Origin of the sequence: Uliginosibacterium sediminicola, from assembly GCF_039631295.1 — a bacterium.
GTDB lineage: Bacteria > Pseudomonadota > Gammaproteobacteria > Burkholderiales > Rhodocyclaceae > Viridibacterium > Viridibacterium sediminicola.
Genome location: NZ_JBDIVE010000001.1, coordinates 154,236 through 169,738, shown reverse-complemented (window position 1 = coordinate 169,738; position 15,503 = coordinate 154,236). Strand labels below are relative to the sequence as shown.

Annotated in this window: 12 protein-coding genes; 8 read left to right on the top strand and 4 right to left on the bottom strand. The window is 61.7% G+C overall.

Annotation, left to right across the window (positions count from 1 at the left end; genetic code table 11):
- The first annotated feature begins 5 nt into the window (after positions 1 to 5).
- From ABDB84_RS00820 to ABDB84_RS00785, 8 genes are all read left to right on the top strand, one after another.
- Positions 6 to 536 carry a pilus assembly protein PilP gene (locus ABDB84_RS00820; RefSeq protein ID WP_345917766.1) on the top strand — a complete coding sequence of 177 codons (531 nt, stop codon included), beginning with the start codon at positions 6 to 8 and terminating at the stop codon, positions 534 to 536.
- A complete protein-coding gene (locus ABDB84_RS00815) occupies positions 533 to 2,668 on the top strand; it encodes a type IV pilus secretin PilQ (protein WP_345917765.1) in 2,136 nt (711 codons plus the stop codon). Before ABDB84_RS00820 ends, ABDB84_RS00815 begins: the two co-directional genes overlap by 4 nt.
- Positions 2,669 to 2,761: 93 nt before the next feature.
- Entirely contained in the window at positions 2,762 to 3,295 is a 534-nt protein-coding gene (locus ABDB84_RS00810; protein ID WP_345917764.1) for a shikimate kinase, read from the top strand.
- Positions 3,277 to 4,359 carry a 3-dehydroquinate synthase gene (gene aroB, locus ABDB84_RS00805; RefSeq protein ID WP_345917763.1) on the top strand — a complete coding sequence of 361 codons (1,083 nt, stop codon included), beginning with the start codon at positions 3,277 to 3,279 and terminating at the stop codon, positions 4,357 to 4,359. Before ABDB84_RS00810 ends, aroB begins: the two co-directional genes overlap by 19 nt.
- A 1-nt stretch (position 4,360) precedes the next feature.
- Entirely contained in the window at positions 4,361 to 5,500 is a 1,140-nt protein-coding gene (locus ABDB84_RS00800) for a deoxyguanosinetriphosphate triphosphohydrolase (RefSeq protein WP_345917762.1), read from the top strand.
- Positions 5,501 to 5,515: 15 nt separating this feature from the next.
- A complete protein-coding gene (locus ABDB84_RS00795; RefSeq protein WP_345917761.1) occupies positions 5,516 to 6,208 on the top strand; it encodes a transposase in 693 nt (230 codons plus the stop codon).
- A 275-nt stretch (positions 6,209 to 6,483) separates the two neighbouring features.
- Complete coding sequence (locus tag ABDB84_RS00790; protein WP_345917760.1) at positions 6,484 to 11,166, top strand: glutamate synthase-related protein; 4,683 nt, start codon at positions 6,484 to 6,486, stop codon at positions 11,164 to 11,166.
- A 19-nt stretch (positions 11,167 to 11,185) separates the two neighbouring features.
- On the top strand, positions 11,186 to 12,670 hold the full coding sequence (locus ABDB84_RS00785; protein ID WP_345917759.1) for a glutamate synthase subunit beta: 1,485 nt from the start codon (positions 11,186 to 11,188) through the stop codon (positions 12,668 to 12,670).
- Positions 12,671 to 12,707: 37 nt separating this feature from the next.
- On the opposite strand, the gene ABDB84_RS00780 is transcribed toward ABDB84_RS00785, so the two are convergent.
- From ABDB84_RS00780 to nadA, 4 genes are all read right to left on the bottom strand, one after another.
- The gene (locus ABDB84_RS00780) at positions 12,708 to 13,331 is read right to left on the bottom strand and encodes a DUF6817 domain-containing protein (protein ID WP_345917758.1); all 624 of its coding nucleotides are present in this window, start codon (positions 13,329 to 13,331) and stop codon (positions 12,708 to 12,710) included.
- A gap of 10 nt (positions 13,332 to 13,341) precedes the next feature.
- Positions 13,342 to 13,938 carry a 2OG-Fe(II) oxygenase gene (locus ABDB84_RS00775; RefSeq protein WP_345917757.1) on the bottom strand — a complete coding sequence of 199 codons (597 nt, stop codon included), beginning with the start codon at positions 13,936 to 13,938 and terminating at the stop codon, positions 13,342 to 13,344.
- Positions 13,939 to 14,009: 71 nt separating this feature from the next.
- Positions 14,010 to 14,288 carry a hypothetical protein gene (locus ABDB84_RS00770; RefSeq protein WP_345917756.1) on the bottom strand — a complete coding sequence of 93 codons (279 nt, stop codon included), beginning with the start codon at positions 14,286 to 14,288 and terminating at the stop codon, positions 14,010 to 14,012.
- A 113-nt stretch (positions 14,289 to 14,401) separates the two neighbouring features.
- Positions 14,402 to 15,502, bottom strand: a complete 1,101-nt coding sequence (gene nadA / locus ABDB84_RS00765; protein ID WP_345917755.1) for a quinolinate synthase NadA — start codon at positions 15,500 to 15,502, stop codon at positions 14,402 to 14,404.
- Between the last annotated feature and the right edge of the window lies 1 nt (position 15,503).

Below are 15,503 nucleotides of genomic sequence, written 5' to 3'. Positions count from 1 at the left end.
CGCCCATGCGAACGCCTAGATTTGCCGTCCGAGCCGGTGCTTTGGTGCTTGGCGTGGCTTTGCTCAGTGCCTGCGGCAGCGATGAGCATCAGGACATCAAGAACTGGATGCAGAACGAGCAGGCTGGTATGCGCGGCCACATCCCTCCGCTGCCACAAATCAAAACTTTCCCCGTCGTGGATTTCGATCTGGACAAGATCGTTGATCCGTTTCTGGCGTCGAAGCTGGATCCGGAAAAGCGCTCTGCCAACCGTCCGGATACCAATCGCCGTCGCGAACCGCTGGAGGCCTATCCGCTGGAGTCCATGAAGTTCGTCGGCATGATGGTCAAGGCGGGTAAGCCGGTGGCCTTGCTGCAGGTAGACAAGACCACCTACCAGGTTCATGTCGGCAACTACATCGGTCAGAACTTCGGGCAGATCACCAAGATTTCGGACGCAGAATTGACACTGAAAGAGTTGGTGGAAGACGCCAACGGCGACTGGGTTGAACGTATCGGCTCCATGCAATTGCAGGAGCAGGAGGCAAGGCGATGACATACCAACGAAAACTAAAGATTGTGCTGCTTTGTATGGCGGCGGCCTTGTCGAGCGTAACGGCTCGCGCACAGCAGCCGGCGGCTCCGGCAGCAGCCCCGGCAAAGAACTCGATTGAATCCGTTCAGGCCAGCCAGAGTAATGGCAATGTGGTGGTCAAGGTTTTGCTCAAGGAGCCGTTGGTTGGCAGCCTGGGCAGCTTCAGTGTCTCCAATCCGGCACGGGTCGCGATCGATTTTCCGGCCACGGCCAACGGCACTCAGGGTTCGGTTTCCTTCAATGAGGGGGATTTGCGCAGTGCCAATCTCGTACAGGTTGCGGATCGCACGCGTGTGGTGCTCAACCTCTTGCGTCCGCTCACTTACACCACCCAGGTCAATGGCCGTGAAGTGCTGATTACGCTGGCCAATCTGCCTGCCAGAAGTCAGGAGCCGGCTCCGGCAGCGCGTTTCGCTGAACAGCAGGGGGCCAGCACGCATAGTGTGCGCGACATCAGTTTCCGCCGTGGCAAGGATGGTGAAGGGCGCATTGTTGTGGATCTCTCCGACCCGAATGCCGGCATCGATATCCGCCAACAAGGCGCTTCACTGGTCGTCGATTTCCTCAAGACCACGGTGCCCGAGCGCCTGAGCCGCCGTCTGGATGTGACTGACTTCGCGACGCCGGTGAATACCGTGGTGACCAGCGCTCAAGGCGACTCGGTGCGCATGGTGATCACGCCCAAGGGGCTATGGGAACACAATGCTTACCAGACCGATAACCAGTTCGTGGTTGAGGTCAAAGCTTTGAAGGAAGACCCCAACAAGCTGGTGCAAGGCGCCGGCAACAAGAAGTTCAATGGTGAGAAGCTCTCGCTCAATTTCCAGAACATCGATGTCCGTTCGGTGCTCGCGGCGATTGCCGAATTCACCAACTTCAACATCGTGACCAGCGATGCAGTCAGCGGCTCGCTGACCCTGCGCCTCAAGGACATTCCCTGGGATCAGGCGCTGAACATCATTCTCCAGGCCAAGGGTCTGGACATGCGCAAGAACGGCAATGTGATCTGGGTGGCGCCGCGCGACGAGCTGGCCGCGCGTGAAAAGCTGGAGCTCGATTCACAAGCGCAGATCGGCGATATCGAGCCGTTGCGGACCGAGTCTTTCCAGATCAATTATCACAGCGCCAAGGCGATTTACGACGGCATTCTCAAGGACAAGGAAAAAACCATCCTGTCCAAGCGCGGCGTGGTGGTGATGGACGAGCGTTCCAACAAGCTGATCGTCTCCGATGTGCCGGCGCGTCTCGACGATGTGCGTCGTCTGCTCTCCGAGATCGATGTGGCCGTCAAGCAGGTCTTGATTGAGTCGCAGATTGTCGAAGCTTCCGACAGCTTCGCCCGCAATCTGGGTGTGCGCCTGGGCTTCATGGGTTTGTTGGGCAATACCTACAGCGGCAATTCCAAGCTGACGGTGGGGGCGGGTATTGAAGGCACAGGGTATGCCGCAGGGCTGACCACGACCCAGGCCACCTGGAACACCTCCAACGTCCAGAATGTCAATCTTGCGGCACCCTCGATCAATGGCAAGTCGGCGGGGGTCTTGTCGGCGGTCTTGTATAACTCCTCAGGTACGCGCTTTGTCGATCTGGAACTCTCCGCCCTGGAGGCTGATGGTCGTGGCAAGGTGGTTTCCCGTCCGCGTGTGATGACGGCTGACCAGAACGAAGCGGTGATCGAGCAGGGCGTGGATGTGCCGTATCAGAGTTGTTCGGGCAATAGTGGTTGCTCGGTTTCCTACCGTAAGGCTGTGCTGTCGATGAAGGTTCGTCCGCAGGTGACGCCGGATGGCCGGATTGCCATGACGGTGGATGTGAACAAGGACTCGGTCAGCAGCTCGGTGTCCACGTCCTCGGGCCTGGCCATCGATACCAAACACGTCAGTACCCGTGTGCTGGTCGACAACGGCGGCACCGTGGTGCTGGGCGGGATTTATCAGCAAGATATCCGCAACAACACGACCAAGATTCCATGGCTGGGTGATTTGCCGGTGCTCGGTTATCTGTTCCGTGAGAACGAGCGTTCGGACAGCAAGACCGAGCTGATGATTTTCATCACGCCGCGCATCCTGACCGATCAGACCGCTGCACGCTGATTCCTTGGCTCAAGTCCTCATAAGCGGCCCGAGTTGATCGGGCCGTTTGCTTTTGTGCCGGGCCCAGCGCATCCGGGCTAGAATTGGCATGTGATGAATCAGTCAGAAAATATCTACCTGGTCGGACTCATGGGTTCCGGCAAGACCACCATCGGCCGTGCGCTGGCACGCCGCATGGGACGGCGCTTCCTGGACTCCGACCATGAAATCGAGCACCGTACCGGCGTGCGCATTCCCACCATCTTCGAGATGGAGGGCGAGGCCGGCTTTCGCAAGCGCGAAGCCATGGTGATCGAGGAGTTGTCGCATGAGTCCGGCATTGTCGTGGCCACTGGTGGCGGCGCAGTGCTCGATCCGGCCAATCGCCAGATCATGCATGGCAGTGGCTGGGTGGTGTATCTGGATGTGCCGACCCACGTGCTGCTCGAACGCACACGCCACGACACCAACCGCCCCTTGTTGCAGGTGGCGGATCCGCGCGCCAAGCTTGATGCCTTGCGCGTGCAGCGCGATCCCTTGTACCGCGAGATCGCACACATCATCGTTGACGGCGCGCGCAATAATTCGCAGCTGGCCGTCGTTCGCATCCTCAAAGAATGGGAGAAACAGTGCGCACACTCGACGTAGCACTGGGCGCGCGCGCCTACCCGATACACATTGGCGCCGGCATTTTCGACAATGCTGAATTGATCCTGCCGTATCTCAAGCGCCCGCGTGTGGCGATTGTCACCAATGAGCTCGTTGGCCCGCTCTATCTGGGCCGCCTGCAAGCCGCGCTGGACGCGGCTGGCGTGGCGAGCACCGCGATCGTGCTGCCCGATGGTGAAGCCAACAAGAACTGGGAAACGCTCAACCTGATTTTCAGTGGCTTGCTGGAAGCGCGCTGTGAGCGTTCGGTGACCTTGATCGCCCTCGGTGGCGGTGTGGTCGGCGACATGACCGGTTTTGCGGCCGCCTGCTATCAGCGCGGCGTGCCCTTCATCCAGGTGCCCACGACCTTGCTGTCACAGGTCGACTCCTCGGTCGGTGGCAAGACGGCGATCAATCATCCGCTGGGCAAGAACATGATCGGCGCTTTCTACCAGCCGCGTCTGGTACTGGCCGATGTGTCCACCCTGCGCACCCTGCCGATCCGCGAGCTGCGTGCCGGGCTGGCTGAAGTCATCAAGCACGCGCTGATTCGCGATGCTGCGCGCATGGATTGGCTGGAGCAGCACATCGATGGTCTGTTGGCCTGCGATGAAGACTTGCTCGCTGAAGCGGTGGAGTGGAATTGCCGCATCAAGGCGACCGTGGTGGCGGCCGACGAAACCGAGCAGGGCGAGCGCGCGCATCTGAATCTGGGCCACACTTTTGGTCACGCCATCGAGACCGGTATGGGCTACGGCGAATACCTGCACGGCGAAGCCGTGGCGGCGGGCGTGGTGATGGCGGCCCAGCTCTCCGCCCAGCTGGGCATGCTGCCCGAGGCTGATGTCGAGCGCATCCGCCGCTTGTTCCAGCGCGCCGGCTTGCCGGTGCAGGGCCCGAAGCTGGGTGTCGAGCGCTATCTGGATCTGATGCGACACGACAAGAAAGTGGCCGATGGCCGCCTGCGCCTGATCCTCCTGCGCCGCATTGGCGAGGCGGTGATCAGCGAAGCGGCCAGCCAGGCCGAGATCGAGCTGGCGATTGCCAGTTGCTGCGTCTGACATGAGCGGCGCGTCGGCCTCTCCCCTGGCTCCTTACGCCGTCAGCGAGGCCAATAGCCGCGGGCGTCTGGTGCCTGAGGATGCGCCGTCCTCGCGCAGCCAGTTCCAGCGTGACCGCGACCGTGTCATCCACTCCACGGCCTTCCGTCGGCTGGAGTACAAGACCCAGGTCTTCGTCAATCACGAGGGCGATCTGTTCCGCACCCGTCTGACGCACAGCATCGAGGTGGCGCAAATTGCCCGCTCGCTGGCGCGCGCCCTGCACTTGAACGAAGATCTGGTGGAGGCGATTTCGCTCTCGCACGACCTCGGTCACACGCCTTTCGGCCATGCCGGTCAAGACGCGCTCAATGACTGCATGAAAGCCTTTGGCGGCTTCGAACACAATCTGCAGTCGCTGCGCATCGTCGATCTGCTCGAAGAGCGCTATGCCGCCTTCGATGGGCTCAATCTCTGTTTCGAGACGCGCGAGGGCATCCTCAAGCACTGCTCGCTGAAGAATGCGGCCCTGCTCGGTGAAGTCGGCGCGCGATTCATCAACAAGACCCAGCCCTCGCTGGAAGCGCAGCTATGCAATCTGGCCGATGCCGTGGCCTACAACAATCACGATGTCGATGATGGTTTGCGTGCTGGCCTGATCAGCCTCGAACAGCTCGAAGCGGTGCCGGTCTTCGCGCGTCACTGCGCCGCCGTGCGCGCCCAGTATCCGGGCCTGGCCGAACGCCGCCTGATCCATGAAACCGTGCGCCGCCTGATCAATGAGTTCTCGCTCGACCTGATCGAGACCAGTCGCCACAAGATCGCGGAATCAGGCGTCGCGAGCCTGGCCGATGTGCATCACGCCGGCGCGCCGCTGGTGGCATTTTCGCCGGCCATGCTGGAGCAGTTGCAAGCGCTGCAGCGCTTCCTGCGTGACAATCTTTACTGGCATTACAAGGTCTTGCGCGAGATGAGCAAGGCGCGGCGCATCATCAGCGAGCTGTTCAACGCCTTCATGAACGACCCCCGCCTGCTGCCGCCGCAATACCAGCGCATGGCGCAGGATGAAAAGGCGCGCGCGGTGGCCGACTACATCGCCGGCATGACCGACCGTTACGCGGTCAAGGAACACCGCCGGCTGTTCTCGATCAGTGAGCCCTGATTTGCCCCGTTCGCGATGAGTCGTCTCGCCCGTCTTTATGTGCCCGGCTTGCCGCAGCTGATTCTGCAGCGCGGCAATAACCGCACCCCGATTTTCATCGACGAAGCGGATTTCCGTGCCTATCGCGACATGCTGCGCGATGCTTCGCGCGAGCTGGCGCTGCCGGTGCACGCCTATGTGCTGATGAACGATCACGTGCATCTTTTGCTCAGCGCGCCGGAGCAGGGCGGGGCGGGCTCCTTGATGCAGCGCCTGGGGCGGCGTTATGTGCGTTATTTCAATGATCGCCACGCGCGCACCGGGACTTTATGGGAAGGGCGCTTCCGCTCGACGGTGATCGAGCCTCGGGCCTGGCTGTTGGCGTGTTACCGCTACATCGAGCAGAACCCAGTACGCGCCGGCCTGGCCGCCCAGGCGGCACATTACCCCTGGTCCAGTTGTCGTCATCACGTCGGACTCGCCACCGATGCCCTGGTCACCGATCACCGCGAGTACTGGGCGCTGGGCAATACCCCTTTCGACCGTCAGGCCAGCTATCGCCAGCTGATCGAAGCGCTGCCGAGTGATGAGGCGCTGGCGGCCCTACGCTATGCCGCGCATCGCGGCTGGTTGCTCGGCGAGGTCGATGCAGGTCGCGATGCTGCGGCCAATCGCCGGATTGCACCCTTGCCCAAGGGGCGCCCACGCAAAATCCAGGCACCCGATTGAACATGCCTGCGGTCTAATTTCTACATCTAGCTGCTTGTTTCTAGCCTGTTTTGCTGAAAAAACGGAATGGCTTGCCGAGGCTCGTCCCGGTTCGCACCGATGTGGCGCTTTTTAATATGTCCCTATTTTTTTGGAGCACCGCAACAGGGCGCTTATTTAGTGCAATCTGACCCCGTTTTATATTTCTTGGATTGCGTGCGCAGAGGTCTTATATTTCAGGCCTGTGCCAGAACGCGCGCGGTGCGTGCGGCTGGGTTTCTTCCAGGAGTGGATTGATGACCATGCTTCCCCAGGGGCTCTACGACCCCGCCAATGAACACGACGCCTGCGGTGTGGGCTTTGTTGCGCACATCAAGGGCAAGAAAAGCCACGACATCGTTCAGGGCGGCCTGAAGATTCTGGAGAACATCGATCACCGCGGCGCGGTCGGCGCCGATGCGCTGATGGGCGACGGTGCCGGCATTCTGATCCAGATCCCGGACCAGTTCTACCGCGAAGAAATGGCCGCCCAAGGCGTCAAGCTGCCGCCGGCTGGCGAGTACGGCGTGGGCATGATCTTCCTGCCCAAGGAAAGCGCTTCGCGCCAGGCCTGTGAGCAGGAGCTCGAACGCGCGGTGCGCGCCGAAGGTCAGATCGTCCTCGGCTGGCGCGATGTGCCGGTGGATCGCGAGATGCCGATGTCGCCGCGCGTGCGCGCCAAAGAGCCGGAGATCCGCCAGATCTTCATCGGCCGTGGCCCCGACGTGATGGTCACCGAAGCGCTGGAACGCAAGCTCTACGTGATCCGCAAGACCGCCAGCCACGCCATCCAGCAGCTGCAGCTCAAGCACGGCAAGGAATACTACGTGCCCTCGATGTCGGCCCGTACCGTCATCTACAAGGGGCTGCTGCTGGCCAACCAGGTCGGTGTGTATTACAAGGATCTGGCTGATCCGCGCTGTATCTCGGCACTGGCCCTGGTGCACCAGCGCTTCTCGACCAATACCTTCCCCGAGTGGCCACTGGCTCACCCCTACCGCATGATTGCCCACAACGGTGAAATCAACACCGTCAAGGGCAACTTCAACTGGCTGCGCGCACGTGAAGGCGTGATGAAGTCCGCCGTGCTGTCCGACGACCTCAAGAAGCTCTATCCGATTGCCTACGCAGGCCAGTCGGACACCGCGACTTTCGATAACTGTATCGAGCTCTTGACCATGGCGGGCTACCCGCTGGCCCAGGCTGCGATGATGATGATCCCGGAAGCCTGGGAACAGCACACGCTGATGGACGAGAACCGTCGCGCCTTCTACGAATACCACGCTGCGATGATGGAGCCCTGGGATGGCCCGGCCGCCATCGCCTTCACCGACGGCCGCCAGATCGGCGCCACGCTGGACCGCAACGGTCTGCGCCCGGCGCGTTACATCGTCACCGACGACGACCTGGTGATCATGGCTTCCGAAGCCGGCGTGCTGCCGGTGCCGGCCAGCAAGATCGTCAAGAAGTGGCGCCTGCAGCCGGGCAAGATGTTCCTTATCGACATGGAAGCCGGCCGCATCATCGACGACAAGGAACTCAAGGACGCGCTGGCCAATGCCAAGCCTTACCGTGAGTGGATTTCGCGCATCCAGGTCAAGCTCGACGAGATCGAGGGGCCGGCGCCTGAAGTCGCTTCGCGCGCGGCGCTGCTGGATTTGCAACAAGCTTTTGGCTACACGCAGGAAGACACCAAGTTCCTGATGGCGCCGATGGCCACCTCGGGCGAGGAGGCGATCGGCTCGATGGGCAATGACTCGCCGCCGGCCGTCATGTCCAACAAGAACAAGTCGCTCTACAACTACTTCAAGCAGCTGTTCGCGCAGGTCACCAATCCGCCGATCGACCCGATCCGCGAAGCGATGGTGATGTCGACGGTCAGCTTTATCGGCCCCAAGCCGAACCTGCTCGACCTCAACAACATCAACCCGCCGATGCGTCTGGAAGTCTCGCAGCCCGTGCTCGACTTCAAGGCGATGGCGAAGATCCGTGACATCGAGAAGTTCACCGACAACAAGTTCAAGTCCTTCGAACTGGACATCTGTTATCCGGTGGCCTGGGGCAAGGAAGGCGTCGAAGCGCGCCTGGCTTCGCTCTGTGCGCAAGCGGCTGAAGCCGTGCGTTCGGGCTACAACATCCTGATCATCTCGGACCGCAAGATCGACGCTGAAAACGTCGCCATCCCGGCGTTGCTGGCAACCTCGGCGATCCATCAGCACCTGGTCAAGCAAGGCCTGCGCACGCTGACCGGCCTGGTCGTCGAAACCGGTTCGGCGCGTGAAGTGCATCACTTCGCCTTGCTCGGCGGCTATGGCGCAGAAGCCGTGCATCCCTACCTGGCGATGGAAACCCTGCACGAGATGGCCAAGGATTTGCCGGCCGATCTGGGTCCGGACAAGGCCGTCAAGAACTACGTCAAAGCCATCGGCAAGGGCCTCAACAAGGTCATGTCGAAGATGGGTATCTCGACCTACATGTCCTACTGCGGCGCGCAGATTTTCGAAGCCATCGGCCTCAACAAGGCGCTGATTGACAAGTACTTCGCCGGCACGCCCTCGAATGTCGAAGGCATCGGCATCTTCGAAGTGGCTGAAGAAGCGCTGCGTCTGCACGAAGAAGCCTTCGGCGCTTCGCCGGTGCTCGCCAATGCTCTGGATGCCGGCGGCGAATACGCCTTCCGCATCCGTGGCGAAGAGCACATGTGGACGCCGGACGCGATCGCCAAGCTGCAGCACTCAACGCGCTCGGGCTCCTTCCAGTCCTACAAGGAATATGCGCAGATCATCAATGATCAAAGCAAGCGCCACATGACCCTGCGCGGCCTGTTCGAATTCAAGTTCGACCCGAGCCAGGCGGTGCCGATCGACGAAGTCGAGCCGGCCAAGGAAATCGTCAAGCGCTTTGCCACCGGCGCCATGTCGCTGGGCTCGATCTCGACCGAAGCGCACTCCACGCTGGCGATTGCCATGAACCGCATCGGCGGCAAGTCGAACACCGGTGAAGGTGGTGAAGATCCGGCACGCTACAAGAACGAGATGAAGGGCATCTTCATCAAGAAGGGCGAGACCCTGGCCGGCATCATCGGCAAGGATCGCATCGAGCGTGACGTGGTGCTGCAAGAGGGTGACTCGCTGCGCTCCAAGATCAAGCAGGTCGCCTCGGGCCGCTTCGGTGTGACCACCGAATACCTGAGCTCGGCCGACCAGATCCAGATCAAGATGGCGCAGGGCGCTAAGCCCGGTGAGGGCGGTCAGCTGCCCGGCGGCAAGGTGTCCGAGTACATCGGCGCACTGCGTTTCTCGGTGCCGGGTGTCGGCCTCATCTCGCCGCCGCCGCACCATGACATCTACTCCATCGAGGATCTGGCACAGCTGATCCACGACCTGAAGAACGTCAATCCCAAGGCTGACATCTCGGTCAAGCTGGTGTCGGAAGTCGGTGTCGGCACCGTCGCCGCCGGCGTCGCCAAGTGTAAGGCTGACCACGTAGTGATCGCCGGTCACGATGGCGGCACGGGTGCTTCGCCCCTGTCCTCGATCAAGCACGCTGGTTCGCCCTGGGAACTGGGTCTGGCCGAGACGCAACAGACGCTGATGATGAACGGCTTGCGCAGCCGCATCATCGTGCAGGCTGACGGTCAGATGAAGACCGGCCGTGACGTGGTCATCGCTGCGCTGCTCGGTGCCGATGAAATGGGCTTTGCCACCGCGCCGCTGGTGGTCGAAGGCTGCATCATGATGCGCAAGTGCCACCTCAATACCTGCCCGGTCGGCGTCGCGACGCAAGATCCGGTGCTGCGCGCGCGCTTCTCCGGCCAGCCCGAACACGTCGTCAATTTCTTCTTCTTCATCGCTGAAGAAGTGCGCGAACTGATGGCGCAACTGGGCATCCGCAAGTTCGACGATCTGATCGGCCGCGCCGATCTGCTCGACAAGAAGAAGGCCATCGAGCACTGGAAGGCCAAGGGTCTGGACTTCTCGAAGATCTTCTACGTGCCGCAAGTCGACTCGACGCGCCGTGTCACCGAACGTCAAGACCACCTGCTGGAAAAGGCGCTCGACCACAAGCTGATCGAAAAGTCGGCGCTGGCGCTCGAAAAGGGCGAACGCGTGTCCTTCATCCAGCCGATCATCAACGTCAACCGTTCGGTCGGCGCGATGCTCTCCGGCGAAGTGGCCAAGCGTTATGGTTTTGACGGCTTGCCGGACGACACCATCCACGTCCAGCTCAACGGTACGGCAGGGCAGAGCTTCGGCGCCTTCCTCGCCAATGGCGTGACCCTGGATCTGGTTGGCGAAGGCAATGACTACGTCGGCAAGGGCTTGTCGGGTGGTCGCGTCATCGTGCGTTGCCCGAATGACTTCCGCGGCTTTGGTCCGGAACACATCATCGTCGGCAACACCGTGTTGTTCGGCGCGATTGCCGGCGAGGCCTACTTCAACGGCGTCGGTGGCGAGCGCTTCGCGGTGCGTAATTCGGGCGCTGCGGCGGTTGTCGAAGGTGTCGGCGACCACGGTTGCGAATACATGACCGGCGGCACCGTGGTTGTGCTGGGTGAGACGGGGCGCAACTTCGCGGCCGGTATGTCGGGCGGCGTAGCCTACATTTACGATCCGGACGGTTTGTTTGCTGCGCGCTGCAATACCGCGATGGTCGATCTGGAGCCGGTGCTGCCGGTCGCCAAGCAGACCGAGAGCACGGATGCCGATGTCTGGCACGCTGCTGCGCGTGGCGCCAAGGCCGAAGCGGACGAAGTGATTCTCAAGCGTCTGATCGAGAACCACTTCCGTTACACCGGCAGCATGCGCGCCAAGGCACTGCTTGAGAGCTGGGACGCCTCGCGCGAAGCCTTCGTCAAGGTCATGCCGAAGGAATACCGCCGTGCGCTGAAGGAACTCGCTGTGGCTGCACGCGGCAAGACCGCAGCGGCTGCCGTCTGATTCAGGGGAGAGATTAGAAATGGGAAAAGTAACCGGCTTTCTGGAATTCGAGCGTCAGGACGAGGGCTATGAAGCGCCCGAATCACGCAAGAAGCACTACAAGGAATTCGTGCTGGCCCTGAGCGACGAGCAGGCCAAGATCCAGGGCGCGCGCTGCATGGATTGCGGCATTCCGTTCTGCAACAACGGTTGCCCGGTCAACAACATCATTCCGGACTGGAATGACCTGGTCTATAAGCAGAAGTGGGAAGAGGCGATCGAGGTGCTGCACTCGACCAACAACTTCCCGGAATTCACCGGCCGCATCTGTCCGGCGCCGTGTGAGGCTGCATGCACCTTGGGTATCAATGTGGCGCCGGTCGGCATCAAATCGATCGAGCACGCCATCATCGACAAGGCCTGGGAAAACGGCTGGGTGAAGCCGTTGCCGGCGGCCCAGAAGACCGGCAAGAAGATCGCTGTCGTCGGCTCCGGCCCTGCCGGTCTGGCGGCGGCCCAGCAGCTGGCACGTGTCGGTCATGAGGTGACGGTGTTCGAGAAGAGCTCGCGCATCGGCGGTCTGCTGCGCTATGGCATTCCCGACTTCAAGCTCGACAAGTCGATCATCGACCGCCGCATCAAGCAGATGGAAGCTGAAGGCGTGGTCTTCAAGACCGGTGTCTTTATCGGTGACGCCGAGCTGCCCAAGGGCATCAATAGCGATGCCAAGGAAAAGCTCTCGCCGAAGAAGCTGGCCAAGGACTTTGACGCCGTGCTGATCGCGGCCGGTTCCGAAGTGCCGCGCGATCTGCCGATTCCGGGGCGCGAGCTCGACGGCGTGCACTTCGCGCTGGAGTTCCTGATTCCGCAGAACAAGGTTGTGGCGGGCGACAAGCTCAAGGATCAGATCAAGGTCACCGGCAAGAATGTTGTCGTCATCGGTGGTGGTGACACGGGTTCTGACTGCGTGGGTACCTCCAACCGTCACGGCGCCAAGAGCGTGCTGCAGTTCGAGCTGATGCCGCAACCGCCGGAGAAGGAAAACAAGTCTCTGGTGTGGCCGTACTGGCCGATCAAGATGCGTACCTCGTCTTCGCACGACGAAGGCTGTGATCGCGCCTGGTCGGTGACCACCAAGGAATTCCGTGGCGAGAACGGCAAGCTGAAGTCGCTGGTCACCGCTCAGGTCGAGTGGAAGAAGGACGACAAGACCGGCCAGATGAAGATGAGCGAAGTGCCCGGTTCCGAAAAGGAAATCCCGGCCGAAGCCGTGTTCCTGGCGATGGGCTTCGTCAATCCGGTGGGCAGCCTGCTGGAGAACTTCGGTATCGAGAAGGACGCACGCGGCAACGCCAAGGCGAGTACCGATGGTGCTGGCTGCTACGCCACCAATGTGCCGAAGGTCTTCGTCGCCGGTGATACGCGTCGTGGCCAGTCGCTGGTGGTGTGGGCGATCCGTGAAGGCCGTCAGGCCGCACGTGAGGTCGATAGCTTCCTGATGGGCAGCAGCGTCCTGCCTCGCTGAGCCAGGGCCGGGTCCTGCCGCCTGGAGCGGGCAGGACTCAGTGCGACGAGATGTGAATGCGGCTGCGCGCGTAAAGTGCCAGCCGCATTTCTTTTTGCAGCGCCTGCAGCATGGCTGGCGGCGTGACGGCGTGACGTCGGGCGAGCTTGAGCAGGCGGCGCGCGAGGGCCAGCGAGACGCCCTGGTCGAGCAGATTGGCGCATTCGATGACGAACAGCGCGCCCAGCGTGTCCGGATCGAGATGGCGGCTGCGTCCGGCACGCGTGCGCACCAGGCAATGTCCGCCTGCGCTGGCCTTGAGCAGGCAGGCTGGGCGCCGCAGGGTGCTGAACAGCCACACCAGCGCTTCCGCACGCCGCCCGATCAGCTGCTGCAGGCGCGGGCGTTGGGCGTGTGCGAGGCTGATCTTCCTGAATGCTTGGGTGCCGTAGACGCTGTGGCACAAACCGGCCAGCACATGATCCAGCGGCGCGTTCCAGGCCAGCAGCAATTGCGCCGTGCCGACCAGGTGTTCGAGCAGGCTGCGCCCATGCGCGTGCGCCGTGCCATCGGTATGCAAGCTTTGCAGCAGGACGATGGCTTGCCGCGTGCGCCGCTCGCGCGGCAAGCGCTGCGCAGGCAGGCTCAGGCCGCGCCGTGCAGATTGCCCCTGGACTCCCATTGGCGTGCGCTCAGGCTGCGGGCAGCAGGGTCTTGAACACCAGGCAGACCCGCAAGGCGCCGCAGTCGCGCGACAGTGGGCGGGCGCAATGCGGCACGGCGCCGTGAAAGCTCACGATGCGGCCGGGTTTGGGGAACACCGCGCGCGTGATGTCGGACTTGTCCTGCGTGAAGAACACCGTTTCGCCCGCCCAGTTGGGGTGCCACTGCGGGTGCAGATAGACCACGGTGGAGTAGTAGTTGGGGTCTTCGGAATCGGTGTGTACGTAGCCATCCGTACCGTAGGTGTGGGCATTGGCATAAATGCGCACGGGAATATGGCCGGCCAGTGGGCCAGCCTTGAGTAATTGCCACAGCGCCTGGATGGGCTGGAAGAACGCGTTTTCCATCAGCTCGGCTTCGCAATCGACAGCGGGGCTTTTGCTCATGTTGCCTGCGAAGAATACGTTCCAGTGCGAATTGGGCGCCTGCTTGTTGCCGGCATTGGATTTCCAGCCGTAAAACCAGATCGGTTCCTGGAAAAAGCGCACCAGTTCGCTGTGTAGTGCGGGGGGAATGAAATCGTCCTGAATGCGGACATCGCCAAAGGCGAGGGCTGGCGTGGTCATGGGGGCTTTCGGGGGTAGGTCGTCAGAGACGGAGCTGCCACGCGCATGCGGCAGCTCCGTGGGGCAGGTGCTCAGTTGTCGCTGCCGCCACCATCACTGCCGCCATCACCGCCGCCGCCGCCATCACCGCCGCTATCGCCGCCGCTATCGCCGTCGCTGTCGCCGTCGCTGTCGTCACCGCCACCCGTGCCGCCGCCGCCGTCACCATCACCGCCGCCGGGGCCGCCATCTGCGAACAGGCTGTTGCCGCTGATTTTCAAACGGGCACGTCTTGCATTCTGGATGCTCATTGCCAATGCCCAGTTCGAGCCCGGCAGGCCGCCGTCCTCGCGCTCAGTCTTGTCACTCATGTTCTCTCCCAGGGTTGCTTACTCGACATGGCATCGACATAACGCCACCGAAGCAGTCTAAAACAGGCTTGGCGAAACGAATGCGAGGATATGCCCTAAAGGGCAGGTTCTTCTCAAGAGACTGCCAGCATGCGCTCCAGCGCCAGTTTGGCCAGCACGGCTTCGTCTTGCGGCACGGTGATGCGATTGACCACTTTGCCAGCGACCAGGTTTTCCAGTGTCCAGGCCAGGTGCTGCGGGTCGATGCGCTGCATGGTCGAACACATGCACACCGTCGGTGACATGAACTGCACCAGCTTGCCTTCGTGCTTGACCTCTTCCGCCAGGCGATTGACGAGGTTCAGCTCGGTGCCGACCAGCCACTTGGTATTGGGGGCGGCGTCCTTGACGGTCTTGAGGATGTATTCGGTGGAGCCGACAAAATCAGACTGCTTGCAGACTTCAAAAGCGGATTCCGGATGCGAGATGACGAAGCCGTCCGGATGCTGGTTGCGCCACTTGATGATGTGCGCCGGCTGGAACATCTGGTGCACCGAGCAGTGGCCTTTCCACAGCAGCATCCTGGCCTTGCGGATCGCTTCCGGGCTGTGGCCGCCGAAGGGCAGGTCCGGATCCCAGACGATCATCTCGTCAAGCGCGATGCCCATCTGGTGGCCGGTCCAGCGCCCCAGATGCTGGTCCGGGAAGAACAGGATCTTCTCGCGCTGGGCGAAGCTCCAATCGAGAATTTTCGGTGCATTGCTCGACGTGCAGACGATGCCGCCATGCTGGCCGCAGAAGGCCTTCAGATCGGCGGCCGAATTGATATAGGTGACCGGAGTGATCAGCTCATCGCAATTGCCCAGCACTTCGCTGAGCTCGCGCCAGCTGCGCTCGACCTTGGCCAGATTGGCCATATCGGCCATCGAACAGCCTGCCGCCAGGTCGGGCAGGATGGCGATCTGTTCGGGCTTGGAGAGGATGTCGGCGACTTCAGCCATGAAGTGCACGCCGCAGAAGACGATGAATTCGGCGTCTGACTCGGAGGCCAGGCGCGAGAGCTTGAGCGAATCGCCGGTCAGGTCATGATGCTGGTAGACGTCGGCGCGCTGGTAGTGGTGCACCAGCAGGGTGACGCGTTTGCCCAGCGCGGCCTTGGCGGCGCGGATGCGTTCGTGCGCATCGGCATCCTGAAGCTGGTTGAAGCGGTCAAAGGAAATAGTGGCGGTTTGCATG